At 73.5% G+C, this 23,476-nt stretch carries 22 protein-coding genes; 16 read left to right on the top strand and 6 right to left on the bottom strand.

The features are described 5' to 3' along the window. Positions 1–2 precede the first annotated feature (2 nt). The gene (locus ABD091_RS04520) at positions 3–1,559 is read left to right on the top strand and encodes a leucyl aminopeptidase family protein (RefSeq protein WP_343915953.1); all 1,557 of its coding nucleotides are present in this window, start codon (positions 3–5) and stop codon (positions 1,557–1,559) included. Beyond that, complete coding sequence (locus ABD091_RS04515; RefSeq protein ID WP_343915952.1) at positions 1,559–1,909, top strand: hypothetical protein; 351 nt, start codon at positions 1,559–1,561, stop codon at positions 1,907–1,909. Before ABD091_RS04520 ends, ABD091_RS04515 begins: the two co-directional genes overlap by 1 nt. Positions 1,910–1,924: 15 nt before the next feature. Here ABD091_RS04515 and ABD091_RS04510 read toward each other — a convergent pair whose 3' ends face one another. Then, positions 1,925–2,479: an O-methyltransferase gene (locus tag ABD091_RS04510; RefSeq protein ID WP_425571484.1), complete on the bottom strand. Its 555-nt coding sequence runs from the start codon at positions 2,477–2,479 to the stop codon at positions 1,925–1,927. A gap of 330 nt (positions 2,480–2,809) precedes the next feature. Between ABD091_RS04510 and sigE the strand changes: the two genes are divergently transcribed. From sigE to ABD091_RS04495, 3 genes are read left to right on the top strand one after another with little or no spacing between them, the layout of a single operon-like run. Then, positions 2,810–3,382: an RNA polymerase sigma factor SigE gene (gene sigE, locus ABD091_RS04505; protein WP_343915951.1), complete on the top strand. Its 573-nt coding sequence runs from the start codon at positions 2,810–2,812 to the stop codon at positions 3,380–3,382. Further along, complete coding sequence (locus ABD091_RS04500; protein ID WP_343915950.1) at positions 3,379–3,876, top strand: anti-sigma factor; 498 nt, start codon at positions 3,379–3,381, stop codon at positions 3,874–3,876. The genes sigE and ABD091_RS04500 overlap by 4 nt, the downstream gene beginning before the upstream one ends. Positions 3,877–3,908: 32 nt before the next feature. Next, a complete protein-coding gene (locus tag ABD091_RS04495; protein WP_343915949.1) occupies positions 3,909–5,219 on the top strand; it encodes a S1C family serine protease in 1,311 nt (436 codons plus the stop codon). A 30-nt stretch (positions 5,220–5,249) separates the two neighbouring features. Here ABD091_RS04495 and ABD091_RS04490 read toward each other — a convergent pair whose 3' ends face one another. Further along, positions 5,250–5,492, bottom strand: a complete 243-nt coding sequence (locus ABD091_RS04490) for a helix-turn-helix domain-containing protein (protein WP_343915948.1) — start codon at positions 5,490–5,492, stop codon at positions 5,250–5,252. 101 nt (positions 5,493–5,593) lie between these two features. Here ABD091_RS04490 and ABD091_RS04485 point away from each other — a divergent pair, with 101 nt between their 5' ends. Next, positions 5,594–6,232, top strand: a complete 639-nt coding sequence (locus ABD091_RS04485) for a hypothetical protein (protein ID WP_343915947.1) — start codon at positions 5,594–5,596, stop codon at positions 6,230–6,232. Next, positions 6,229–7,449: a CpaE/TadZ family protein gene (locus tag ABD091_RS04480; protein WP_343915946.1), complete on the top strand. Its 1,221-nt coding sequence runs from the start codon at positions 6,229–6,231 to the stop codon at positions 7,447–7,449. Before ABD091_RS04485 ends, ABD091_RS04480 begins: the two co-directional genes overlap by 4 nt. Here ABD091_RS04480 and ABD091_RS04475 read toward each other — a convergent pair. Further along, positions 7,428–8,753: a hypothetical protein gene (locus tag ABD091_RS04475; RefSeq protein WP_343915945.1), complete on the bottom strand. Its 1,326-nt coding sequence runs from the start codon at positions 8,751–8,753 to the stop codon at positions 7,428–7,430. The two genes, ABD091_RS04480 and ABD091_RS04475, sit on opposite strands and share 22 nt — an antisense overlap. A gap of 1 nt (position 8,754) precedes the next feature. After that, positions 8,755–9,117: a hypothetical protein gene (locus ABD091_RS04470; RefSeq protein ID WP_343915944.1), complete on the bottom strand. Its 363-nt coding sequence runs from the start codon at positions 9,115–9,117 to the stop codon at positions 8,755–8,757. A 129-nt stretch (positions 9,118–9,246) separates the two neighbouring features. On the opposite strand from ABD091_RS04470, the gene ABD091_RS04465 reads away from it, so the two are divergent. From ABD091_RS04465 to ABD091_RS04450, 4 genes are all read left to right on the top strand, one after another. Then, entirely contained in the window at positions 9,247–10,692 is a 1,446-nt protein-coding gene (locus ABD091_RS04465; protein ID WP_343915943.1) for a WS/DGAT/MGAT family O-acyltransferase, read from the top strand. Continuing rightward, positions 10,689–11,033 (top strand): DUF6912 family protein, encoded by a 345-nt coding sequence (locus ABD091_RS04460; RefSeq protein WP_343915942.1) that lies wholly within the window; start codon positions 10,689–10,691, stop codon positions 11,031–11,033. Before ABD091_RS04465 ends, ABD091_RS04460 begins: the two co-directional genes overlap by 4 nt. Before the next feature lie 44 nt (positions 11,034–11,077). Next, on the top strand, positions 11,078–12,706 hold the full coding sequence (gene pruA, locus ABD091_RS04455) for an L-glutamate gamma-semialdehyde dehydrogenase (RefSeq protein ID WP_343915941.1): 1,629 nt from the start codon (positions 11,078–11,080) through the stop codon (positions 12,704–12,706). A gap of 136 nt (positions 12,707–12,842) precedes the next feature. Next, positions 12,843–13,004, top strand: coding sequence for a hypothetical protein (locus ABD091_RS04450; protein ID WP_343915940.1), 162 nt, complete (start codon positions 12,843–12,845; stop codon positions 13,002–13,004). On the opposite strand, the gene ABD091_RS04445 is transcribed toward ABD091_RS04450, so the two are convergent. Then, complete coding sequence (locus ABD091_RS04445; RefSeq protein ID WP_343915939.1) at positions 12,995–13,897, bottom strand: hypothetical protein; 903 nt, start codon at positions 13,895–13,897, stop codon at positions 12,995–12,997. The genes ABD091_RS04450 and ABD091_RS04445 overlap by 10 nt on opposite strands. Beyond that, the gene (locus ABD091_RS04440) at positions 13,879–14,364 is read right to left on the bottom strand and encodes a DUF2505 domain-containing protein (protein ID WP_343915938.1); all 486 of its coding nucleotides are present in this window, start codon (positions 14,362–14,364) and stop codon (positions 13,879–13,881) included. Before ABD091_RS04440 ends, ABD091_RS04445 begins: the two co-directional genes overlap by 19 nt. Positions 14,365–14,463: 99 nt before the next feature. Here ABD091_RS04440 and ABD091_RS04435 point away from each other — a divergent pair, with 99 nt between their 5' ends. The 5 genes from ABD091_RS04435 to ABD091_RS04415 all read left to right on the top strand — a co-directional run. Next, a complete protein-coding gene (locus ABD091_RS04435; RefSeq protein ID WP_343915937.1) occupies positions 14,464–19,305 on the top strand; it encodes an NAD-glutamate dehydrogenase in 4,842 nt (1,613 codons plus the stop codon). Between the two features lie 43 nt (positions 19,306–19,348). Beyond that, the gene (locus ABD091_RS04430) at positions 19,349–20,737 is read left to right on the top strand and encodes an amidase (RefSeq protein WP_343915936.1); all 1,389 of its coding nucleotides are present in this window, start codon (positions 19,349–19,351) and stop codon (positions 20,735–20,737) included. Between the two features lie 31 nt (positions 20,738–20,768). Beyond that, complete coding sequence (locus ABD091_RS04425) at positions 20,769–21,518, top strand: ABC transporter ATP-binding protein (RefSeq protein ID WP_343915935.1); 750 nt, start codon at positions 20,769–20,771, stop codon at positions 21,516–21,518. Further along, complete coding sequence (locus tag ABD091_RS04420) at positions 21,515–22,588, top strand: ABC transporter permease (RefSeq protein ID WP_343915934.1); 1,074 nt, start codon at positions 21,515–21,517, stop codon at positions 22,586–22,588. Before ABD091_RS04425 ends, ABD091_RS04420 begins: the two co-directional genes overlap by 4 nt. A gap of 10 nt (positions 22,589–22,598) precedes the next feature. Beyond that, positions 22,599–23,476: SDR family NAD(P)-dependent oxidoreductase (locus tag ABD091_RS04415; protein WP_343915933.1), on the top strand; the 878-nt coding region annotated here is incomplete at its 3' end.

Raw genomic sequence — 23,476 nt, 5'->3', positions numbered from 1 at the left:
GCGTGACCTCCGCCGCCCCGCCGACCATCCCGCCGCAGGTCTCTCCGCCCGAGTTCGCGCTCACGCCCGACCGCCCCCACGCCGTCCCCGGCGTCGAGGTGGTCGCGGTCGCGCTGATCCCGGCCGGGACCGACGACGCCACCGACGGACCCACGCTGGGCCCGGGCGCGCTCGAGCTCGGCGACGCCGCCGGCGTCGACCTGCTCGAGGCCGCGGCCGTCCAGCAGGCCACCGGCCGCCCGGGCGAGGTGACGGCGGTCCCGGTGCCGCTCGGCACCGACGACAACCCGGCGCTCCGGCTCGTCCTGCTGGTCGGTGTCGGGAGCCAGAGCCCGCGCGACCTCCGTCGTGCGGGCGCCGCCCTGGCGCGAGCGACGCGTGACCGTGAGGCCGTGGCCGCCGCCGTGGCGGCCGGCACCGACCTCGAGGGCCTGACCACCTTCGTGGTGGGCCTGACCCTCGGCAGCTTCGCCTTCCACCTCGGCGCCGGCCCCGGACACCGCCCGGTCCAGCGGGTGGTGCTCGCCGCCAGCGGTGCCGACGACGCGGCCGACGAGGCGATGCGCACGGGCGTCGTGCTCGGCGGCGCCGGCTGGCGCGCCCGGATGCTCGCCACGGTGCCCTCCAACATCAAGAACCCGCCGTGGCTCGCCGACCAGGCCGAGCAGCTCGCAGCCGAGACCGGCCTGACGGCCGAGGTCTGGGACGAGCAGCGCCTCACGAAGGAGGGCTTCGGGGGGATCCTCGGGGTCGGCCAGGCCTCGGCGACGCCGCCGCGACTGATCCGGCTCGACTACGTGCCGCCGAAGGGCCGCCGCGCGCCGCGCGTCGTGCTGGTCGGCAAGGGCATCACCTTCGACACCGGCGGGCTCTCGATCAAGCCGGCCGAGGCGATGACCAACATGAAGCGCGACATGACCGGCGGTGCCGTCGTCATGGCCGTGATGGGGGCGCTCCGCGACCTCGGCTGCGAGGTCCGGGTCACCGGGCTGGTCGCCGCCGCCGAGAACGCCGTCAGCGGCAACTCGCTGCGGCCCGGTGACGTGCTGCGCCACTACGGCGGCCGCACCAGCGAGGTCACCAACACCGACGCCGAGGGGCGCCTGGTGCTCGCCGACGGGCTGGCCTACGCCGTCGCCGAGCTCGACCCGGTCGTCGTGGTCGACGTGGCGACGCTGACCGGTGCGATGAAGGTGGCGCTGGGCCAGCACACCGGGGGGTTCTTCGCCAACCGCGACGAGCTGTCCGCGGCGCTGCTGACGGCCGGAGAGGCCGCGGGCGAGCCGCTGTGGCGGATGCCCCTGGTGCCCGACTACGAGGAGTACCTCGCCTCGCCGGTCGCCGACGCCGACAACGGCCCGCGCCATGCGGGCGCGATCTCGGCGGCGCTGTTCCTCCAGCACTTCGTCGGTGACGTCCCCTGGGCCCACCTCGACATCGCGTCGGTGGGCGACGCGCCCGACGACCGCCACGAGTGGACGAAGGGCCCGACCGGCTTCGGCGTACGGCTGCTGCTGCGCTGGCTCACCTCCGACGACCCCCTGGGAGGGATCTCCTGATGTCCGGCACCCTCTGCGGCCTCACCGTCCGCTGGTCGCTCGAGGACGCCCCGGAGGGCGTCGAGGAGACCCTCGCGACCTACGTCGCCGAGAAGTCCCACGGCCGCTTCAACGACATGCCGGGGCTGCGGTTCAAGACCTGGCGGATGCGGGCGGGCCAGTGGTTCGAGGGCTGCTACGTCTTCGCCTCCAGCGAGGACCGCGACGAGTTCCAGCGATCCTTCAGCCAGAAGGCGGCCGAGTCGCCGGGCTCCCAGATCGTCGGCAGCGCGCCGGTGCTGATCGAGGAGTGCGAGATCGTCGCGATCGCCGAGGGCCGCGACGGCTTCCAGTCCGCGTCCCGCTACTGAGCGGGCCGGCGGGTCCTACTCGCCGACCTCGGGGGTCCAGACCTTCTTCGCGCACAGCAGGCCGTCGCCGACGGGCAGCAGCACCGCGACCAGGTCGTCGTGCTCGGCGACCCGCTTGCCGAGCTCGCGCACGGTGACGGTCTCCTCGTCCCGCTGGGCGGGGTCGGCCACCTTGTCGTGCCACAGGGCGTTGTCGAAGGCGACCACGCCGCCGGGGCGCAGCAGCCGCAGCGCCTCGGTGAGGTAGGCGTCGTACTCGCGCTTGTCGCCGTCGCAGAAGACGAGGTCGTAGTGGCCGTCGGTGAGGCGGGGGAGGACGTCGAGCGCGGCGCCGGAGATGGTGCGGGCGCGCTGGGAGGGGATGCCGGCCTCGGCGAAGGACTGCTTGGCCAGCCGCTGGTGCTCGGCCTCGATGTCGACCGTGGTGAGGATGCCGTCGGCGCGCATCCCGCGGAGCAGCCAGAGCCCGGAGACGCCGGTGCCGGTGCCGATCTCGACGACCGCGCGCGCCTCGAGCGCAGAGGCGAGGAACTGGAGCGCCGCGCCACCGCCCTGGCCGATCGGCACCACGCCGACCTCCTCGGCGCGGCCGCGCGCGGCAGCGAGGACCTCGTCCTCGGCGACGAACGACTCGGCGTAGGACCAGCTGGCGGGCTTGAGGGGCCCGGGCGTCGATGCGGTGATGGTGGCCTCCTGAGTCCGGCCGCCCGAGTCGGCGACGCGTGCTCGGCACCTTATCGCGTGCGCCGCCGCCGCCCGGGAACACGCGGCACCGCCCGGTCGTTGGTGCAGTCAGGAAGTGAGGGGGCTGCTCACAGGTTCTTCTCAGCCCGGAGCCCTAGCGTCGTCGACACAGAGGATGGTCCGCTGTTCACCAAGCGTCAGCCCCAGGAGCCCACGATGAGCGAGCCGCACGAGGTCCCGTCGTGGGAGGAGATCGTCGAGCGCCACTCCGACCGGGTCTACCGGCTGGCCTACCGCCTCACGGGTGACCGCCACGACGCCGAGGACCTGACCCAGGAGGTCTTCGTCCGGGTCTTCCGTCGGCTCGACACCTACACGCCCGGCACGTTCGAGGGCTGGCTCCACCGGATCACCACCAACCTCTTCCTCGACGGGGCTCGCCGCAAGCAGCGGATCCGCTTCGACGCGCTCTCCGACGAGCGCGCCGGCACGCTCCGCAGCAGCGGCCCCGCGCCCGACATGGCGCTCGACGACCGCATGTTCGACGACGACGTCGAGGCCGCGCTGGGCTCCCTGCCGCCCGACTTCCGCGCCGCGGTCGTGCTCTGCGACGTCGCGGGACTCTCCTACGAGGAGATCGCCGACATCCTCGGCGCCAAGCTCGGCACCGTGCGCTCGCGCATCCACCGCGGCCGCGCGATGCTGCGACGGTCGTTGGCCCACCGCGCGCCGACCGAGGGCCGGGTCCGCTACTCCGGGCCGGTGATGGCCCCGGGGGGAGCGTCGTGATCGGTCACCTCGGCTCCCGCGTCAGCGCCCTGCTCGACGGCCAGCTCCCGCCGGCCGAGGCCGAGCGCGCCTGGGCGCACGTCCACACCTGCCACCTCTGCCGCGACCTGGTCGAGCGCGAGGGGTGGGTGAAGACCCGGCTGTCGGGGCTGCCCGAGCACCCGCGGGGCACGGCGGCGCCCGACCACCTCAAGAGCTCGCTGCGCTGCGGCGCGCCGTCGCCCTCGGGCTATCTCGACCCCCACGCCGACGTCGACCGGCCGCGTCGCGCGGCCGTCGTCCTGCTCGGCGGGTCGGCCGCCGGCGTCGCCGTGCTCGGCGTCCTCGCGCTCGGCCTCGGACAGGCGCAGCCGCCCGCCCCCGACCGGCGTGCACCGGTCACCGACATCGGTGGTGAGCTGGACCGTGGCACGGCCGGTGAGGATGCCGGTCCGGTGCCCGTCGAGGTGCCCGGGCAGCTGCTCCACCAGACCGCCCCCAGCCCCTCGCGGTAGGTCCGTCACCGGCGTCGGGTCACAATGGCTCGGTGACGCACCCCCAGGACGACGACACCGAGCCGACGCAGCCGATCCGGCCCGCCCAGCCGTCCCCACAGTCGGACGCCGGTGCGTCCTGGCTGCCCCCGGTCCACCAGTCGCCGCCCGGCGGGTGGGCGGCCGCGGACACCCGCCCGCTCCCGCCGTACGCCGGGACCTACGGGGGTGCGCCGGCCCCGAGCGGTGCCGTCCAGCGCACCCAGCGCTCCTCGGTGCCCGGCTGGCTCTGGCCCGGCGTGGCCGCGCTCGCCCTGCTGCTCGGCGTGGTCGGGGGAGCGGTCGGCAGCGCGCTGGTCGAGTCGACCGGCGGGCCCGGCTCGGTCTCCGGGGGGCTCGACGGCGTCGAGACCAACAACACCCCGCCGCTCACCGGCAGCAACAGGTCCGTGGTCCGGGTGGCCGACCAGCTGCTGCCGAGCACCGTGCAGATCGTCGCCGAGTACGAGGGGCAGGCAGGCGGGGCCACGGGCTCGGGTTTCGTCCTCGACAAGCAGGGCCACGTCGTCACCAACAACCACGTCGTCGCCGACGCCGCCTCCGACAAGGGCGAGATCGAGATCGTCGACCAGGACGGTGAGCACTATGCGGCGACCGTCGTCGGGCGCAGCGCCGTCTACGACCTGGCCGTCCTCTACTCCGAGGACATCGTCGGGCTGCCGCCGGCCGCGCTCGGCGCGTCGAAGCGGCTCAGCGTCGGCGAGCCCGTGGTCGCCTTCGGGTCGCCGCTCGGGCTGAGCTCGACCGTGACCTCGGGCATCGTCAGCGCCCTGAACCGTCCGGTCACCACCGGCGACTCGGCCAACGACTCCTCCTACATCAACGCGGTCCAGACCGACGCGGCGATCAACCCCGGCAACTCCGGTGGCCCGCTGGTCAACCTGCGCGGCCAGGTCGTCGGCGTCAACAGCGCCATCGCCACCACCGGCGGGGGGCTCGGGGGCGAGGCCGGCAACATCGGCGTCGGCTTCGCGATCCCGATCGAGCAGGTCCGGATCACCGCCGACCAGATCCTGCGGACGGGCGAGGCGCGCTACCCCGTCATCGGGGCGAAGGTGCAGACCGGCGGCAACGACACCGACGGTGCCCGGATCGACGAGATCATGCCTGACACGCCTGCCGAGTCCAGCGGCCTGTCCGAGGGGGACGTGGTGGTCGCCGTCAACGGCCAGCGGGTCACCGACGGCATCGCCCTGATCGTCGCGATCCGCACCTACCAGCCCGGCGAGACCATCGAGTTCACCGTTCGGCGCGACGGCGAGACCCGCACCGTCTCCGTCACCCTCGACTCCGAGGTCGGCTGACCGGGAGCGCGCGGCCCGTACGACGCCCGGTCAGGAGTCGACGGGGGTCTCGGACTCCTCGTAGGGGTGCTCGTCGACGAACGTGCGGGTCTCGGCGTACATGCGCTGGATGTAGTCCTCGAGCTGGGCCGACTCCACGCGCCACTGGCCGCGACCGCCGATCTTGATCGCGGGCAGGTCGCCGCGCCGCACCAGCGCATAGACCTGCGCGCTGGAGGTGTTGAGCACCTCGGCCACGTCGGCGAGGGTCAGGAAGCGGGGCGATCCGGCCATGGCGACATCGTCGCACTGCGTGGGTCGCGTCGGCGACGTCGACCCGCGTGCCTGTGGACGAGCGGGTTTGGAGGACGCCGGGGCCGGACATGATGGGGCGCGTGAGCAGTCTCGGGGACTCCCAGCAACCGGCGCCCGCCACCCGCGCCACGCGGCCGGGGTGGCGCGACCCCCGGCTCTGGGTCGGCGTCGTCATCGGCATGGTCTCGGTGGTCGCGGGAGCCCGGCTGCTCGGCAGTGCCGACGAGTCGGTGCCGGTGTGGGCGGCCGCGAGCGACCTCGCCGCCGGCGAGGAGCTCGCCGGCGACGACCTCCGCTCCCAGCGGGTCAGGTTCGTCGACCCCGCCGACCTCGACCGCTACCTCGCGGCCGACGTGCCGCTGCCGGCCGACGCCCGCCTGTTGGTGGGGGTCGGCGAGGGCGAGCTGCTGCCCCGGTCCGCGCTGGGGGACGCCGCCGAGACGGGCGTGCTCCACCTGCCGCTGGCCGTCGAGCCGACGTTGGTGCCGCGCAGCGTGCGCACCGGTTCCGTGGTGAGCGTCTACGTCCGCGACACCGGCCCGTGCCGTGCCTGCGAGGGCGCTGCCCTCGAGGGGGTCACCGTCGTCGACGCCCCGTCGGCCGACGACCTGACCGGCGCCCGCCAGGTCGTGGTCGCGGTCGACCAGGGCCAGGCCGACGCCTGGTTCTCCCTGCTCGCGGGGCTCGAGGCGCCCGTCGTGACGGTCGCGGCCGGATGAGCCCGGTGGTCGTGACCCTGGTCCTCGCGGCCGGTGCCGCGTGGGAGTCCGCCGCCCTCACCCGGCTCGGTGAGCGTCCCGACGTCGTCGTGCTCAAGCGCTGCGTCGACGCCCCTGACCTGCTCGCCTCCGCGGCGGCCGGCCAGGCCGACGTCGCCGTGGTCGCTCTCGACGCCCCCGGCCTCGACCACACGGCGGTCGACCACCTGCGCGGCCACGGCGTGAGACCCGTCGCCGTGCTGCCCGGCGGTCCCGAGCTCGACGCGGCGGCCCTGCGTGCGACCCGGATCGGTGTCCGCGCCCTCGTCGGCGACCACGAGCTGGCCGCGCTGCCCGACCTGGTCGCCGCGGGGGACGAGCCCGACGACACCGTGGTCCGCGACGATCGCGCGCTCGAGCAGGAGCCGTTGCCCGGACCGGGCGAGGCTGGTCCTGTCGTGGTGGTCTGGGGTCCCGCCGGTGCCCCGGGCCGTACGACGCTCGCGACCGGGCTCGCCGCCGAGATCGGCCGCCACCACCGCACGGTGCTGGTCGACGCCGACCCGTGGGGCGGCGCCGTGGCCCAGCAGCTCGGCATCGTCGACGAGGCGAGCGGCCTGCTGACCGCGGCCCGGCTGGTGGCGAGCGGCCAGCTCCCCGAACGGTTCGGTTCGGTGCAGCGCTCGCTGGACCACCGGCTCACGGTCGTCACGGGCCTGCCGCGCGCCGACCGGTGGGTCGAGGTGCGTGCCGGCGTGGTCGACCACCTCCTCGACGTCGCGCGCGGCCACGGGGTGACGGTCGTCGACACCGGCGCCAGCCTCGAGCGCGACGCTGCCCTCGACGCCGGACGTACCGGTCGCAACACGATGACGATCGAGGCGCTCGAGGCCGCCGACGAGGTCGTGGTCGTCGGCGGAGCCGATCCCGTCGGGCTGGCCCGGCTCGCCCGCGGCCTCGTCGAGCTGCGCGAGACGGTCGGCCGGGTCGCGCCGTGGGTCGTGGTCAACCGGATGCGCCCGACCCTCGGCTGGAGCGAGCAGTCGATCGCGGCGATGCTCGGTGGCCTCGCCGTCCCCGAGCGGCTCCACTTCCTCCCCGACGACCGTGCGACGGTCGACCGCGCCCTCGTCGCCGGCCGGTCGCTCGCCGAGGTCGGGGACTCCGCGGTGGGACGTGGTGTCGCCGCGGTGGCGCAGGCCCTGGTCCCGGCGGCTCAGGCGGCGAAGAGCAGGTAGAGCCCGCCGGCGGTGAAGCACACCATCACGGCCAGCATCGGCAGCTGACCGGTGACCTGGTGGTGGCGCGGCAGGATCCGCACCGCCCGGTCGTGGGCCGCGACGGCAGCGACGACGTGGCCGATGACCACCGCGACCACCTTGAGCGAGGCCAGGAACGTCGGGTGCGACGACAGCCAGGTGATCCGGTCGAGGTCACCCGTGCCGAGCCAGTTCGCCCCGTTGCTCAACGGGTCGCTCGCGAGCACGAGGGTGTCCCAGCCGACCTCGACGAAGTAGTTGACGTAGTGGGCGACGATGTAGCCGACGATGATGGGCACGATCGAGTGGGCCAGCAGGTTCGGCAGCTCGCGACGGCGTACGTCCGGACCGACGCCGGTCGCAGCAGCCCCGCCCGCCAGCAGCAGGGTCACGCCCGCGCAGAAGGCGAGCAGGGCGAGGTTGTCGAGCAGGACCGTCGACACCGTCGACGCCTGGGTGAAGCGGATCCACTCCAGGCTGTCGCGGAAGGAGTCGAACGCGGTGCTGCCGAAGAGCACGCCGACGACGGCCACGAGCCCGGCGCGGGGGGTCACCGTGTCGAGGTTGGCGAGCGGGCTCCGGACGACGAGGTCGCCGTCGCGCCGACCCCACGGCGAGAGCTTGGCGCAGAGCGAGGAGTAGACCTCGAACGGGTCGGCGCGCTCGTAGAACGTCGAGCCGAAGACCGCGCCGCCCAGCAGCATCGCCGCGACGTAGGCGGCGACCCAGAGCCGGACCGGGCCCAGCTCGGTGGAGAACGGGTAGACGAGCTCGATCCAGACGAAGGCGTAGAGGCCGACCGCGGCCGGCCAGTGGCCGAGCCGGTCGGGGTAGTCGACCAGGCCGCGGTCGGGATCGCTCCCGGTGAGCCGCGCGAAGCCGGCGTTGAGGCTGCGGACCGGGCTGATCGTCTTCCACACCGGCCCGAGCAGGACCGACGCCGGCACCAGGCCGACCCACCACCAGACGTAGAACATCCCGAAGACGGGGTTGGTCAGCAGGTCGCGGCCGAGCACCGCGGCCAGGCAGAACCAGCCGAAGCCGAGCAGGCCGACGACCCGCAGCGCCACGCCGTACGCCGGGTGGTCGACGACCCCGGCGAGCCACGCCGGGGCGGGGCGCCCGGAGGTGGCGGCGTCGTAGCGGGGCGAGCGCCAGGCCACGGCCAGGATCGTGAAGGAGACGACCAGGGCCGCCACCGCGCCCGCGATCGCGAGCTCCGGCGGGATGGGCAGGTCGGCAGGCCCGCCCAGGCCGTGGGCGAGGAGGTCCCAACCCTCCACGTCAGCTCACTTCGAGCTGGAGCACCAGCGCCTCGGGCTCGTGGCGCTCGATGTCGACGACGCCGGGCTGGTCGATGGTGACCGTGAGCGTGGTGGTGCCCTCCTCGTAGTCCAGCTCCTCCTCGGGGTCGGAGTGGACGTGGAGCTCGCCGGGCTGGTCGGACTTGATGACGATCTCGACCTTCTCGCCGACCGCGACGGGCACCCGCTGGACCTCGGGGGCCTCGTCGCCCTCGAACGTGACCTCGATCCGGCCGCTGTCCGTCGATCCCGAGCCGGAGTCAGGGTCGGGGTCGTCCGAACCGCACCCGGACAGCGCCAGCAGGGTCGTCAGCACGGTCGCCAGGAGCGCCACACGTCGCACGTCTCGGTCCTCTCGTCGACGGGACGGACCATCACCGGGGTGGGGCCCGTCCGGATACCTCTGCCAGAATCCCACGACGGACAACCCGCGGCGCGAGCGCCCCGGGAACGGCTCGGAAAGGGGACGGCTGTGGGTCAACGGCTGCGACCGCGCGACCTCGACCTGCTCGGGCTCGAGTCGCCCTCGGCGCCCATGCACCACGCCACGGTCGAGGTCTTCGACCCCGGCGACTCGGGCTTCGACCACGACCGGCTCGTCGAGCTGATCGCCGACCGGATCTCGTTCGTGCCGCGCTATCGGCAGAAGCTGGTGTCGGTCCCCGGTCGGCTGGCCAACCCGACGTGGCGCGACGACCCCGACTTCGACCTCGCCTACCACGTACGCCGCTCCGCGCTGCCGCGCCCGGGCTCGATGGACCAGCTGCGCGAGCTCGTGGCGCGGATCGTCTCGCGCTCGCTCGACCGCAGCCGACCGCTGTGGGAGGTCTACTTCGTCGAGGGCCTCGAGGGCGGCCGGGTCGCGGTGCTGACGAAGTCGCACCTCGCGCTCGTCGACGGCGTCGACACCGTCGACCTGGGCCAGGTCCTCCTCGACACCACGGCCGAGCCGAAGTCGCTGGGCGGCGACGAGTGGCGACCCGCGCGACGGGCCACGCCGTTCGGGCTGGTGGCCGAGGCCGTGGGTGACACGATCGACCGCCCGGGGCTCGCGCTCGACACGGTCCGCGGCAATGCGGCGGCCCTGCTGCGCACCGCCGGCCACGTCGCGGGTCGCGCCGGCGAGGTCGCGGACGCGCTGACCAACCGCCGCCCCACGCCGGAGTCGCCGATCACCGGCGGGCTCTCCCAGCAGCGCCGGGTCGTCACCGTCCGGCTGCCGCTGGCCGACCACCGTGCGGTCCGCGACGCCCACGGCGGCACCGTCAACGACGTGGTGCTCGCGACCGTGACCGGCGCGCTGCGCGGCTGGGCGATGGCCCGCTCCGAGTCGCTGGCGGGCGTCCGCAACGTCAAGGCCGTGGTGCCGGTGTCGGTGATCGACGACGAGCTCGAGGCGACCTCGCTCGGCAGCCAGATCGCCGCCCACCGGGTCTCGCTGCCGGTGGGCGAGCCCAGCCCGGTCGTGCGGCTCCACCAGGTCTCCTACTCCTTCCAGGTCCACCGCGACACCGGCCGTGGCGTCGCCGCCAACCGGCTGGCCGGGATCGCCGGGTTCGCCCCCGCGACCTTCCACGCGATCGGCGCGCGGGTCGCCGCCGAGGAGCTGCGCCGCGGCTTCCAGCTGGAGGTCACGAACGTCCCCGGTCCGCAGTCACCGCTCTACGCCGCGGGCGCCCGCATGGTCGAGACCTATCCGGTCCACCCGCTGCTGCCCGGCCACGCGCTGGCCGTGGCCGTCACCTCCTACGACGGATGGGTCCACTACGGACTCACCGCCGACCGCGACCTGCTGCCCGACGTCGACGTGCTCGGGCAGTGCCTGTCGGAGGCGCTCGAGGAGCTCCTCGACGCCGCGTCCGACGCACGACCGCGAGCGCCGCGGGGCCGTCGGCCCTCACGGACGGGCGACCGGTGAGCCGCGCCTACGTCCCGGCGACGCGGCCGCTGCTCGCCGCCTGGCACGCAGCCGGCGGCGTACCGGCGGACGCGGAGCGGGTCGTGGCGCCGGCCGACGACGAGGACAGCGAGTACGCCGCGCTCATGACCGCGGCCGACCTCGCCACCGCCCTGGGTCCGGCCGACGGCCGCCGGGTCGTGGTCGTCGCGGACGCCCCCGGCGACGCCGATCGCGACCTCCCGCTGGCGACGTGGGCCGCGGTCCACGCCGACACCGCCGACCGCACCCCCGACGGCGACCCCGACGACGACCTCCTCTGGTTCGGCGTCCAGGAGATCGCCGCGGTCCTGGCCGGCTGAACCGGAGGTGACGGCCCGCTCGACCCGCGGCTAGGGTCGGCCGCATGGACGCGATCACGATGCCCCCGGCTCCGCTGAACGAGCCGAACCTGACCTACGCGCCCGGTACGCCGGAGCGTGACGAGCTGGTCGCAGAGCTCGACCGGCAGGAGCGCCGGCAGCCGGTGCTGCGCGCGGTGATCAACGGCAAGCGGCGCAACGGAGGCGGCGCCGAGACGAAGGTCGTGCAGCCCCACGACCACCAGCACGTGCTCGCCACCTTCAAGGGCGCCTCGACCAAGGACGCCGAGGCTGCCGTGAAGGCCGCCCTCGACGCCGCCCCGATGTGGCGCGCGATGCCGGTCGACGAGCGGTGCGCGATCCTGCTCAAGGCCGCCGACCTGCTCGCCGGCCCGTGGCGCCAGCGGATCAACGCCGCGACCATGCTCGGCCAGTCGAAGACGGCGTTCCAGGCCGAGATCGACTCCGCCTGCGAGCTGATCGACTTCTGGCGCTTCAACGTCCACTACGCCAAGCAGATCCTCACCGAGCAGCCGATCGCCAACAGCCGGGGCATCTGGAACCGCACCGACCACCGCCCGCTCGAGGGCTTCGTCTACGCGATCACGCCCTTCAACTTCACCGCGATCGCCGGCAACCTGCCGACCGCTCCGGCGCTGATGGGCAACACGGTCGTCTGGAAGCCCTCGCCCACCCAGCAGCTCGCCGCGTCGCTGACGATGGAGCTGCTGGAGGAGGCCGGCATGCCGCCGGGCGTCATCAACATGCTCCCCGGCGACGGCCTCGACGTCTCCAAGGTCGCGCTGAACCACCCCGACCTCGCCGGCATCCACTTCACCGGCTCCACGCCGACCTTCCAGCACCTGTGGCGCACCGTCGGGGAGAACATCTCCGGCTACCGCTCCTACCCGCGGATCGTCGGCGAGACCGGCGGCAAGGACTTCGTCGTCGCCCACCCGAGCGCGGACCCCGACGTGCTGCGCACCGCCCTGATCCGCGGCGCCTTCGAGTTCCAGGGCCAGAAGTGCTCGGCGGCCTCGCGCGCCTACGTCGCGAAGTCGGTGTGGGACCGGATGAAGGACGACCTGGTCGCCGAGACCGAGGGCATCGCCATGGGCGACGTCACCGACTTCTCCAACTTCATGGGCGCCGTCATCGACGACCGGGCCTTCGCCAAGCACAAGAAGGCGCTGGGCCGGGTGCGTGCCAACAAGCACCTCACGACCCTCGCCGGCGGCCAGCTCGACGACAGCGTCGGCTACTTCGTGCGGCCCACGATCGTGCAGTCGACCGACCCGACCGACCAGATGTTCAAGGACGAGTACTTCGGCCCGATCCTGGCCGTCCACGTCTACGACGACAGCCGCTACGAGAACGTCGTGCGCCAGATGGAGTCGTTCGCGCCGTACGCCCTGACCGGCGCGGTCATCGCGCAGGACCGGCAGGCCATCGCGTGGACCCGCAAGGAGCTGCGCTTCGCGGCCGGCAACTTCTACATCAACGACAAGCCGACCGGCGCGGTCGTCGGCCAGCAGCCGTTCGGCGGTGCGCGGGCCTCCGGCACCAACGACAAGGCCGGCGCCCCGCAGAACCTCATGCGGTGGACCAGCCAGCGCTCCATCAAGGAGACCTTCGACCCGCCGACGGACTACCGCTACCCCTACATGGGGTGACCACCCGGGCCGGCCGAGCCGGTCGGCTCGTGGCCGGCAACGAGTCCTGCGGGTTCACGCGCGTCGCGCAGGGCGGGGTGGTGACGGAGGGGCCGGAACCGGCCTGCTCCGCACCGTCGGATGAGAGCATGGGGCGATGAATCCGATGCACCTCGGTGCCCTGCACGGCGTCGAGCAGGCCCTCACCATCGGCCTGGCGTTCGGCCCGTTCGTCCTCCTCGCCCTGGTGATCCTCGTGCGCCGCCGGCAGGACGCGCGCGACACCGGTGCCGATGAGCAGGAGCAGCCTCAGGGCTGAGCCTGCTCGCAGTCCCGAAGGTCCTGCTCGAACTCGTCGCCGGCGTCGCCGAGCTCCACGACGGCGGCCGGCGGCGGTGGCGAGAGCGACACCCGGCTGCGGGACTGGCTGAACGACACGATCGCGTGGCGGGTCGACTCGCGGCCCCCGGGCAGCGTCGCGTCGGCCTCCTTCAGGCCGGCGTTGATGGCCGGGCCGTCGACGACCAGGGTCGTGACGTGGCCGTCGACGATGCGCAGCCGGGCGTCGACGCGCGTGCGGTCGGCGCGACTGAGCCCGGCGGCACGCAGCGCCGGCGCACCGACCAGCTCGATCACCATCGCGAGCCGGGTCGTGCCGGGGTGGTTGCCGGAGCTGTCGGGCTCACCGGTGCCCTTGAACGCCCCGAGGACGTTCACGCCGCTCGGCACCACCGGTCGAGGCGCGCTCGCCGGGGTCCACGCGACCGTGCGGGTCGTGAAGCCCTGGAGCGCGTCGGGCGTGGTGTGGATCCAGCAGGTGAGCTCCTGCGGGGCGAGCAGCCGGTACCAGAGGTCCTGGCCCACGACGGTGCCCTCGATCTCGACCGTGCCGTCGGGGGAGGTGAGCTGGCGCCGGATCGTGAAGCCGCGCGCGAGGTCGTAGGTCGCCTCGTCGGTCACCCGCAGCGGACCGAGGGTGAGGGTGGTGGTGACCCGGCCCGTGCCGGACGCGAGCTGGCGGCGTACGGCGTGCCGGACGGCGGGGGTCGATCCGGGTCCACCGTCGTCGCCGCCCCCCTCCGACTCCGGGTCGGACCCCGACGCGCTCGGTGAGGGCGTGGGTGCCGGCGGGTCCCCGAGTGGTGTGACGTCGATGCCGCAGCCGGCCAGCAGCAGCGCGGTGGCCGCGAACGTCAGCCCCGCGCGAGCCATGCCCGACCCACCGTGTGCTCCGCCCGGAGCGCCTTGAGCAGCAGGTCGGCGATCAGGCCCTCGATCTTGCCGCCGACGAGCGGGATCGAGACCTTGACGGTCAGGTCGACGGTCTCGGTCGTGACGCCGCCCGACTCACGGAGGGTGGCGGTGCCGGACATCTCGCCGGGCTTGCCGGGGATCTCCAGGACGATGTCGCCGTGGTCGTCCGCCGTCCACACCTCGCTCTGGACGATCTGGATCTCGTCGCCCACGATCCGGGTCGCGAACGACGGCAGGCCCTTGGCCGCCTGGACCTGCTCGATGCGCACCCGCATGCCGGCGCCGGAACCCGTGACGTCGACGTCGTGGCGCAGCACCCGCTGGTGCTCGCAGACCTCCTCGCGGAACGCCGGGTCGGCCAGCATCGCGGCGACGTCGGCCAGCGGTGCGTCGTAGGTCAGGTCGTGGGTGATGCGCTTCGCCATGGGGCACATCATGGCCGACGAGCGACCTCGACGCGCCCTCCGGAGGGGGGTGACGACCCCGTGTTGTCGGCACCGCCCGGTGGTCATAGTGTCGGCCTCGTGGCGACGACGCTCGACGAGGAGAAGTCCGCTCTGCTGACCGCGGCCGCGTCCGTGGACGCCGGCCCCGTCGCGGAGGGTGACCGCTCGGGTCCGCCCTCCGGCCCGCTGGTGCGGCCCTACTACCGCAACGTCGCCGCCGAGGACGTCTGCGAGCTCGGCGCTGACGACCTCGCCGGGGCGCTGGAGTCCCACCTCGAGCTCGCGGCGCAGCGGCCGCAGGGCACCGCGCGGGTCCGCGTGCTGACGCCGGGCCCCGACGCGGGCTGGTCCGCGGGCGGCCACAGCCTGGTGCAGGTCGTCACCGACGACATGCCCTTCCTCGTCGACTCGCTCACCATGGAGCTCGCGCGGCTCGGCCACGACGTCCGCCTGGTCGTCCACCCGCAGATGGACGTCGTGCGCGACATCACGGGCGCGCTGCAGGAGGTCCACGGGGTCGAGGACGGGTCCGTCGCCGTGGCCGACGGCGCGGTCCGCGAGTCGTGGATGCAGGTGCAGATCCCGCGCGTCGGCGACGTGGAGGAGGCGCGCTCGCTGGAGGAGGCGCTGCAGCGCGTCCTGGGCGACGTGCGCGACGCCGTCGAGGACTGGCCGAAGATGCACGCGACGGCGCTCCAGGTCGTCGACCAGCTCGTCGCCGACCCGCCGCCGCTGCCGGCCGGGGAGGTCGCCCAGGGCGCCGAGCTGCTGCGCTGGCTCGCCGACGACCACTTCACGTTCCTCGGCTACCGCGAGTACCAGCTCGAGACGGTCGACGGCGACGACGTGCTGCGGGCGCTCCCCGGCACCGGCCTCGGCATCCTCCGGTTCGACCAGGACATGTCGTCCTCCTTCGGCAAGCTGCCGGCCGCCGTCCGTGCGAAGGCGCGTGAGAAGACGCTGCTGGTGCTGGCCAAGGCCAACAGCCGCGCGACCGTCCACCGCCCGGCCTACCTCGACTACGTCGGTGTCAAGACGTTCGACGCCGCGGGCGAGGTCGTCGGCGAGCGCCGCTTCCTCGGCCTCTTCTCGAGCGCCGCCTACACCGAGTCGGTCACCCGGATCCCGATGCTGCGCGAGAAGGCGCGCGAGGTCCTCAAGCGGGCGGCCTTCGACCCGCGCAGCCACGCGGGCAAGGCGTTGATGGACACCCTGGAGAACTTCCCGCGCGACGAGCTCTTCCACACCTCCACCGACGAGCTGGCCGACACCTCCGTGCAGGTGATGCAGGCGCGTGAGCGTCGCCAGGTCAAGATCTTCATCCGCAAGGACACCTACGGCCGCTACGTCACGGCGATGGTCTACCTGCCGCGCGACCGCTACAACACCAGCGTCCGCGAGCGGTTCTCCCGGATCCTCCAGGAGCAGCTCGGCGGCGAGCACGTCGAGTTCTCGGTCCGGATGGGGGAGTCGGCCACGGCCAACGTCCACTTCGTCGTCCACCCGCCGGCGGGGGAACGGATCCCCGACGTCGACCCCGGCGAGCTCGAGAAGCTGTTGGCCGAGGCGTCGCGCTCGTGGCGCGACGACTTCATCTCCGCGGCGATGGCCGAGCTGGGGGAGGACCGCGGAGCCGCGCTCGCGCGGGCCTACGCCGACAGCTTCCCGGAGGCCTACAAGGAGGACTTCTCCCCGGCGATCGGCGCTGCCGACCTCGCGCTCGTCGACGGCCTGTCCGACGACGGCATCGCCATCCGGCTCTACCGCCCCGACGACCGCGCGATCGACGGGCGGCTGAAGGTCTTCCGCACCGGCAGCCCGCTCTCGCTCTCGCAGGTGCTGCCGATGCTGTCGTCGATGGGCGTCGAGGTCGTCGACGAGCGGCCCTACGTCCTCGCCGGCCTCGCGCGCCCGACCTTCGTCTACGAGTTCGGGCTGCGCTACGACAAGAGGACCGCGCCCGACTCGCCCGACCGCTTCCAGGACGCGCTGCGCGCGATCTGGGACGGCAACAACGAGATCGACGGCTTCAACCGGCTGGTCCTCGACGCCGGCCTCACCTGGCGGCAGGCGACCGTCCTGCGCGCCTACGCGAAGTACATGCGTCAGGGCAACAGCCCCTTCGCCCTCGACTACATCGAGGACGCGCTGTCCGGCAACGTCGACATCACCCGGCTGCTCGTCCGGCTCTTCGAGACCCGCTTCGACCCGGCCGGCAAGGACGACGACCGCGCCGAGCGCACCGCGGCGCTCGAGGAGCGCATCGGCAGCGCCCTCGACGACGTGGCCAGCCTCGACCACGACCGCATCCTGCGCTCCTACCTCACCCACGTCCGCGCGACGCTGCGCACCAACTACTTCCAGCCCGGTCCCGAGGGCGCGACGAAGTCCTACCTGTCGTTCAAGCTCGAGCCGTCGGCGATCCCGGACCTGCCGGAGCCGCGGCCGTCCTTCGAGATCTTCGTCTACTCCCCGCGGGTCGAGGGCGTCCACCTGCGCTTCGGCCCGGTCGCCCGCGGCGGCCTGCGGTGGAGCGACCGCCGCGACGACTTCCGGACCGAGGTCCTGGGCCTGGTCAAGGCACAGATGGTCAAGAACACCGTCATCGTGCCGGTCGGCGCCAAGGGCGGGTTCTTCTGCAAGCAGCTGCCCGACCCCGGCGACCGCGACGCCTGGCTCGCCGAGGGCGTGGCCTGCTACAAGACCTTCATCTCCGGCCTGCTCGACATCACCGACAACCTGGTCGAGGGCGAGAACGTCGCGCCGCGCGACGTCGTGCGCCACGACGGTGACGACAGCTATCTGGTCGTGGCGGCCGACAAGGGGACCGCGACCTTCTCCGACATCGCCAACGGCGTGGCGAAGGACTACGGCTTCTGGCTCGGCGACGCGTTCGCCTCCGGCGGCTCGGTCGGCTACGACCACAAGGCGATGGGCATCACCGCCCGGGGCGCGTGGGTCTCGGTGCAGCGCCACTTCCGCGAGATGGGCGTCGACTGCCAGACCGAGGAGTTCACGGCCGTCGGCATCGGCGACATGTCCGGCGACGTCTTCGGCAACGGCCTGCTCTGCTCGCAGACCACCCGGCTGGTGGCCGCGTTCGACCACCGCGACATCTTCCTCGACCCGACGCCCGACGCCGCGGCGTCGTACGCCGAGCGGAAGCGCCTGTTCGAGCTGCCGCGGTCGAGCTGGCAGGACTACGACTCCTCGCTCATCAGCGAGGGTGGCGGCGTCTACTCCCGCTCGATGAAGTCGATCCCGGTCCACGAGAACGTCCGCCGTGCCCTCGGCCTCGGCGACGACGTCACGTCGATGACGCCGGCCGAGCTGATGCGCGCGATCCTGCTGGCGCCGGTCGACCTGCTGTGGAACGGCGGCATCGGCACCTACGTCAAGGCGGCCGAGGAGACCCACGCCGACGCCGGCGACAAGGCCAACGACGCGATCCGCGTCAACGGCCGCGACCTGCGGGTCAAGTGCGTCGGCGAGGGAGGCAACCTGGGGCTCACCCAGCTCGGCCGGATCGAGTACGCCGTGCGCGGCGGTCGGATCAACACCGACTTCATCGACAACTCCGCAGGCGTCGACACCTCCGACCACGAGGTGAACCTCAAGATCCTGCTCGACCGGGTCGTGGTCGGCGGCGACCTGACCGAGGACTCCCGCAACGACCTGCTCGCCCAGATGACCGACGAGGTCGCCCACCTGGTGCTGCGCGACAACTACGAGCAGAACCTCGCGCTGGCCAACGCGGTGGCCCACGCCCCCTCGTTGCTCCACGTCCACGAGGACTGGATGAAGCAGCTCGAGCGTCGCGGCGTCCTCAACCGCGATCTCGAGGCGCTGCCCACGTCGCGGCAGGTGCGCCGCCGGCTCGAGCGCGGCGGTGAGCTGACGGTGCCGGAGCTCTCGGTCCTGATGTCGTGGACCAAGATCGTGCTCGCCGACGAGCTCCTCGCCAGCGACCTGCCCGACGACCCCTACTGCGACGTCGACCTGGTCGGCTACTTCCCGAAGCCGGTGCAGGAGGCGTTCCTCTCGCAGGTCCGCGACCACCCGCTGCGGCGCGAGATCATCGTGACCCAGGTCGTCAACGACCTCGTCAACGGTGCCGGCATGACCTTCGTGCCGCGGCTGTCCGGCGAGACCGGGGCAGGCGCCGCAGAGCTCACGCGGGCCAACTTCGTCGCCCGCGAGATCTTCGGGTCGCTGCCGCTGCGGCAGGAGCTCGAGCGCTGGGACAACCGGATCGACGCCGGGGTCCAGACCCGGATGCGGATCCAGATGCGGACCCTGGTCGAGCGCGCCTCGCGCTGGCTGGTCACCAACCGCAGGCCCCCGCTCGACAGCTCCGCGACGGTCGACCACTTCCGTGGTCCGGTGCAGTCGCTGATGGAGCGGCTGCCCGACCTGATGACGGGCCGCGAGCGGGAGGACCTCGAGGCCCGACGTGATGCCTGGGTCGGCCAGGGGGTGCCCGAGGAGCTCGCCACCCGGGTGGCCGTCCTCGACCCGGCCTACGCGCTGCTCGGGATTGTCGAGGTCGCGCAGGCCCGCGACGACCTCGATCCTGCCGACGTCGCCCGCGTCCACTTCGCCCTCGGCGAGCGGCTCGGGCTCCCGCTCCTCGTCCGCCGGATCTTCGCGCTGCCGCGCGAGGACGTCTGGCAGACGATGGCGCGCGGTGCGCTCCGCGACGACCTCTACGGCGTCCACAGCCAGCTGACCGCCCAGGTCCTCGACGGGACGCCACCCTCTGACTCGGCCGCCGCCCGGATCGCCGCGTGGGAGGAGGCCGACCAGGTCACCGTCACGCGTGCCTCCGCCACGCTGGAGGAGATCTGCCGTGACGACGAGGCCGACCTGGCCCGGCTGTCGGTCGGCCTGCGGGTGGTCCGCGGCCTGCTGCAGGGCTGACCCCCGTCCCCACGCCCGGCGACCCGGCCCCTAGGGTCCCCGCATGACCGACACCGTCGCCGCGACCGCCGCCGCCGTGGCGGCGGGGCAGACCACCGCCCGCGCCACGACCGAGGCCTCGCTGGCCGCGATCGCGGAGGCCGACGGCGAGCTCAACGCGTTCAGCGTCGTGCTGCGCGACCAGGCGAGGGCCGAGGCCGACGCCCGTGACGAGCAGCAGCGCCGCGGCGACGCGCTGGGCCCGCTCCACGGCGTACCGGTCGCGGTCAAGGAGGAGCTCGACGTCGCCGGCTGCGTGACCACCTTCGGTGGTCGGGGGAACAGCACCCCGGTCGCCGCGGACGGCGAGGTCGTACGCCGCCTCCGGGCGGCGGGGGCGGTCGTGGTCGGCAAGACCCGGATGCCCGAGTTCGGCGCCTGGCCCTACACCGAGTCCGCGGCCTACGGCGCCACGCGCAACCCGTGGGACCCGACGCGGACGCCGGGCGGCTCGAGCGGGGGCACGGCCGTCGCGGTCGCGTCGGGGATGGTGCCGATCGGGATGGGCGGCGACGGTGGCGGCTCGATCCGGGTCCCGAGCGCGATGTGCGGCCTCTTCGGCCTCAAGCCGCAGCGCGGCCGGGTCACGACCGCGCCGCACCCGCACCTGTGGTGGTCGCTCGGGGTGGTCGGGCCGCTGACGCGGACGGTCCTCGACAGCGCGATCGTCCACGACGTCGTCGACGGCTCGCTCGACGGCGACCGGTGGCGGGCCGGGGAGATCGGGTCGTTGGTGGCTGCGGCCCGACGGGAGCCGGGCCGGCTGCGGATCGGCTGGTCGGTGAAGCCGGCAGCGCCCGGCGTACGCCCCGACCCGCGCCACGTGGCCGCGGTGGAGCAGACCGCCCGGCTGCTCGTGGAGATGGGACACGACGTGGTGGAGGTCGACCCGCGCTACCCCGACCAGACCCTCGCGTTCGTCCCGCAGTTCTTCGCCGGCATCCGGACCGAGGCCGACGAGGTCGAGCACCACCGCCGCCTCGAGCGGCGTACGCGGACCACCTACCGGCTCGGCGGCTGGGTGACCGACGGCGTGATCGAGCGGGCACTCGCCGCGACCGAGCGGGTCTCGGCGAAGGCGAACCGCGTCTTCGACCGGGTCGACGTGCTGCTGACCCCGACGACTGCCCACCGACCGCCCGAGGTCGGGGTCCTCGACGGCGTCGGCCCGGTCGGCGCGGCCCTGCGCTCGATGCCGGCCATCGCCTACGCCGCGCTCTGGAACGTCGCCGGCAACCCGGCCGCCGCCGTTCCGCGCGGGGTGGCCGACGACGGGCTGCCGCTCTCGGTGCAGCTGGTCGCCCCGACCGACGGCGAGGAGGTGCTGATCTCGCTCGCGGCCCAGCTCGAGGCCGCCGACCCCTGGCCGCAGACGGCTACCAAAGTCGGTTGAGGCGCCGGGCCGGCGCGAGTTGGCTGGACCCATGCCAGCAGCGATCGAGGTCCACGACCTCGTCATGACCTACGGCGACCTGCGGGCGGTCGACGGCGTCGGGTTCGAGGTGGCCGAGGGGGAGTTCTTCGGCATCCTCGGCCCCAACGGCGCCGGGAAGACCACGACGCTGGAGATGGTCGAGGGGCTCCGCGAGCCCGACTCCGGCACCATCACCGTCCTGGGGGAGCCGGTCTGGCCGCGCAACCCCGGCCTGCTCCCGCGCGTCGGCGTGCAGCTCCAGGCCTCCTCGTTCTTCGAGCGGCTGACGGCGCGCGAGCAGATCCACACCTTCGCGGCGCTCTACGGCGTGCCGGGCGCGCGCGGCGACGAGTGGATCGAGCGGGTCGGCCTCGTCGACAAGGCCGACACCCGCGTGGAGGACCTGTCCGGCGGGCAGACCCAGCGGCTCTCGATCGCGTGCGCGCTGGTCCACGACCCCGAGCTGGTCTTCCTCGACGAGCCGACGGCCGCGCTCGACCCGCAGGCGCGGCGCAACCTCTGGGACCTGCTGCGCGGCATCAACGAGGCGGGCCGCACCGTCGTGCTGACGACCCACTACATGGACGAGGCCGAGGTGCTCTGCGACCGGGTCGCGATCATGGACCGCGGCCGGCTGCTGCGGCTCGACACCCCCGCGGCGCTCGTCGAGGCGCTCGACGCGCCGGTCCGGGTCGTGGAGAAGCGCGGGACCCTCGAGGACGTCTTCCTCGACCTCACCGGCCGGGAGTACCGCCAGTGACCGCCGCGACCTCCGCCTTCCGCTCGCTCTCGCTCGCGATCGTCCGGGGCTTCGTCCGTGACAAGGCCTCGCTCTTCTTCGCCCTCGTCTTCCCGCTGATGTTCCTCGTCCTCTTCGGCGGCCTCTTCGCCGACCAGGGCACCTCCAAGGTCGAGATGGTCCAGGTCGGCGAGGTCGCCCTGTTCGACGACCTGCCGCCCGGCGCGCAGGAGGCCTTCGACGAGACGTTCGAGGTCGAGCAGTCCGACGACCTCGATGCCGCCATCGCGACCGTGCGGGACGGCGACGCCGACGTGGCGGTCGAGATGCAGGGCGACGAGCTGGTCGCCCACTACACCCAGACCGACCAGGTGAAGGCCGCCGTGACCCAGGGGACGCTGCGTGCGTTCGTCGACGGCGCCAACGTGGCAGCGACCGGCGCGCCGCCGACCTACACGCTCACCGCGGAGCGGGTCGAGGACGACAGCCTCACCACGATCCAGTTCGTCACCCCCGGTCTGCTCGGCTGGGCGGTCGCCATGAGCGCCGCGTTCGGTGCGGCGGCCACCCTCCAGGGCTGGCGCCAGAGCAAGCTGCTGCGCCGGCTCCAGCTGGCGCCGGTCTCCACCCGCACCGTCGTCGCCGCCCGGGTCGTCGTCACGATCGGGATCGCCCTGGTCCAGCTCGCCGTCTTCCTCGGCCTCGGCGCCGCGGCGTTCGGGTTGACCCTCACCGGGTCGTGGTGGGCCTCGATCCCGCTGCTCGTCGTCGGCACGCTCTGCTTCATGGCCGTCGGGCTCTTCGCCGGCGCCATCGCCAAGACCGTCGAGGGCGCGGTCAACATGGCCAACTTCATGGTCCTGCCGATGGCCTTCCTCAGCGGGTCGTTCTTCCCCCTCGACGCCGCCCCGCCGTGGCTCCAGGCGTTCTCGCGGCTGCTGCCGCTGCGCTGGCTCAACGAGGGCATGCTCGACGTCATGGTCCGCGGCCAGGGGCCGGCCGCCGTGCTGGTGCCGATGGCCGTGCTCGCCGGGTTCGCCGCCGTGCTGACGCTGCTGGCCGCCCGGTTCTTCCAGTGGGAGACCCACTAGGTTCGCTCGGGTGGGACTGCTCCTCGAGACGCCTCGTGCCCGGTGGCGCCGCCGGCTGGGCCGGATCTCCGGCCGGACGACGCCCAGCCCGCTCGCGGGCCGGACGGTCGTGGTCACCGGTGCCTCCTCCGGCATCGGGGAGGCGACAGCGCGCCTGGCCGCGCAGCGCGGCGCGACGGTGGCGCTCGTCGCCCGCCGCGGCGACCACCTCGAGCGGCTGCGGTCCGAGATCGTCACCGCGGGCGGGTCCGCGGCGGCGTACCCCTGTGACGTGACGGACGCCGGGGCGGTCGACGCCCTGGTCGCGACGCTGCTCGCCGAGCACGGGGTGGTCGACTACCTGGTCAACAACGCGGGGCGCTCGATCCGCCGGTCGCTGCACCTCTCCCACGACCGGCTGCACGACTTCGAGCGGACGATGGCGGTCAACTACTTCGGCCCGGTGCGGCTGACGATGGGGCTGCTCCCGGCGATGCGGGCCCAGCGGTTCGGCCACGTCGTCAACGTGGTCAGCTGGGGCGTCCAGATGAAGGCGCCGAAGTTCGCCGCCTACCTCGCCTCCAAGTCCGCGCTCGACACCTGGTCGCGGATCGCCGGCCGCGAGACCTACGCCGACAACGTCACCTTCACCAACATGCGGTTCGGGCTGGTGCGGACCGCCATGGTCGTGCCGACCGACTCCTACGAGGACCGTCGCGCGTTCACCCCGGAGCAGGCCGGCGCCCGCGTCGTCCGGGCCCTGGAGGAGCGGCCCGTGACCGTCGACCTGCTCGCCGGGCGGGTCGGGGAGCTGCTCAACATCGCCGCACCCCGCCTGTCGGACGCCCTCATGGCCCGCTACGACCGGATGTCGCCCGACTCCCGCGCCGCCCGCGGCGAGCCCCCAGC

The sequence above is a fragment of the Nocardioides aestuarii genome (assembly GCF_039527245.1).
Lineage (GTDB): Bacteria > Actinomycetota > Actinomycetes > Propionibacteriales > Nocardioidaceae > Nocardioides > Nocardioides aestuarii.
This window is presented reverse-complemented; position numbering and strand designations above follow the sequence as displayed.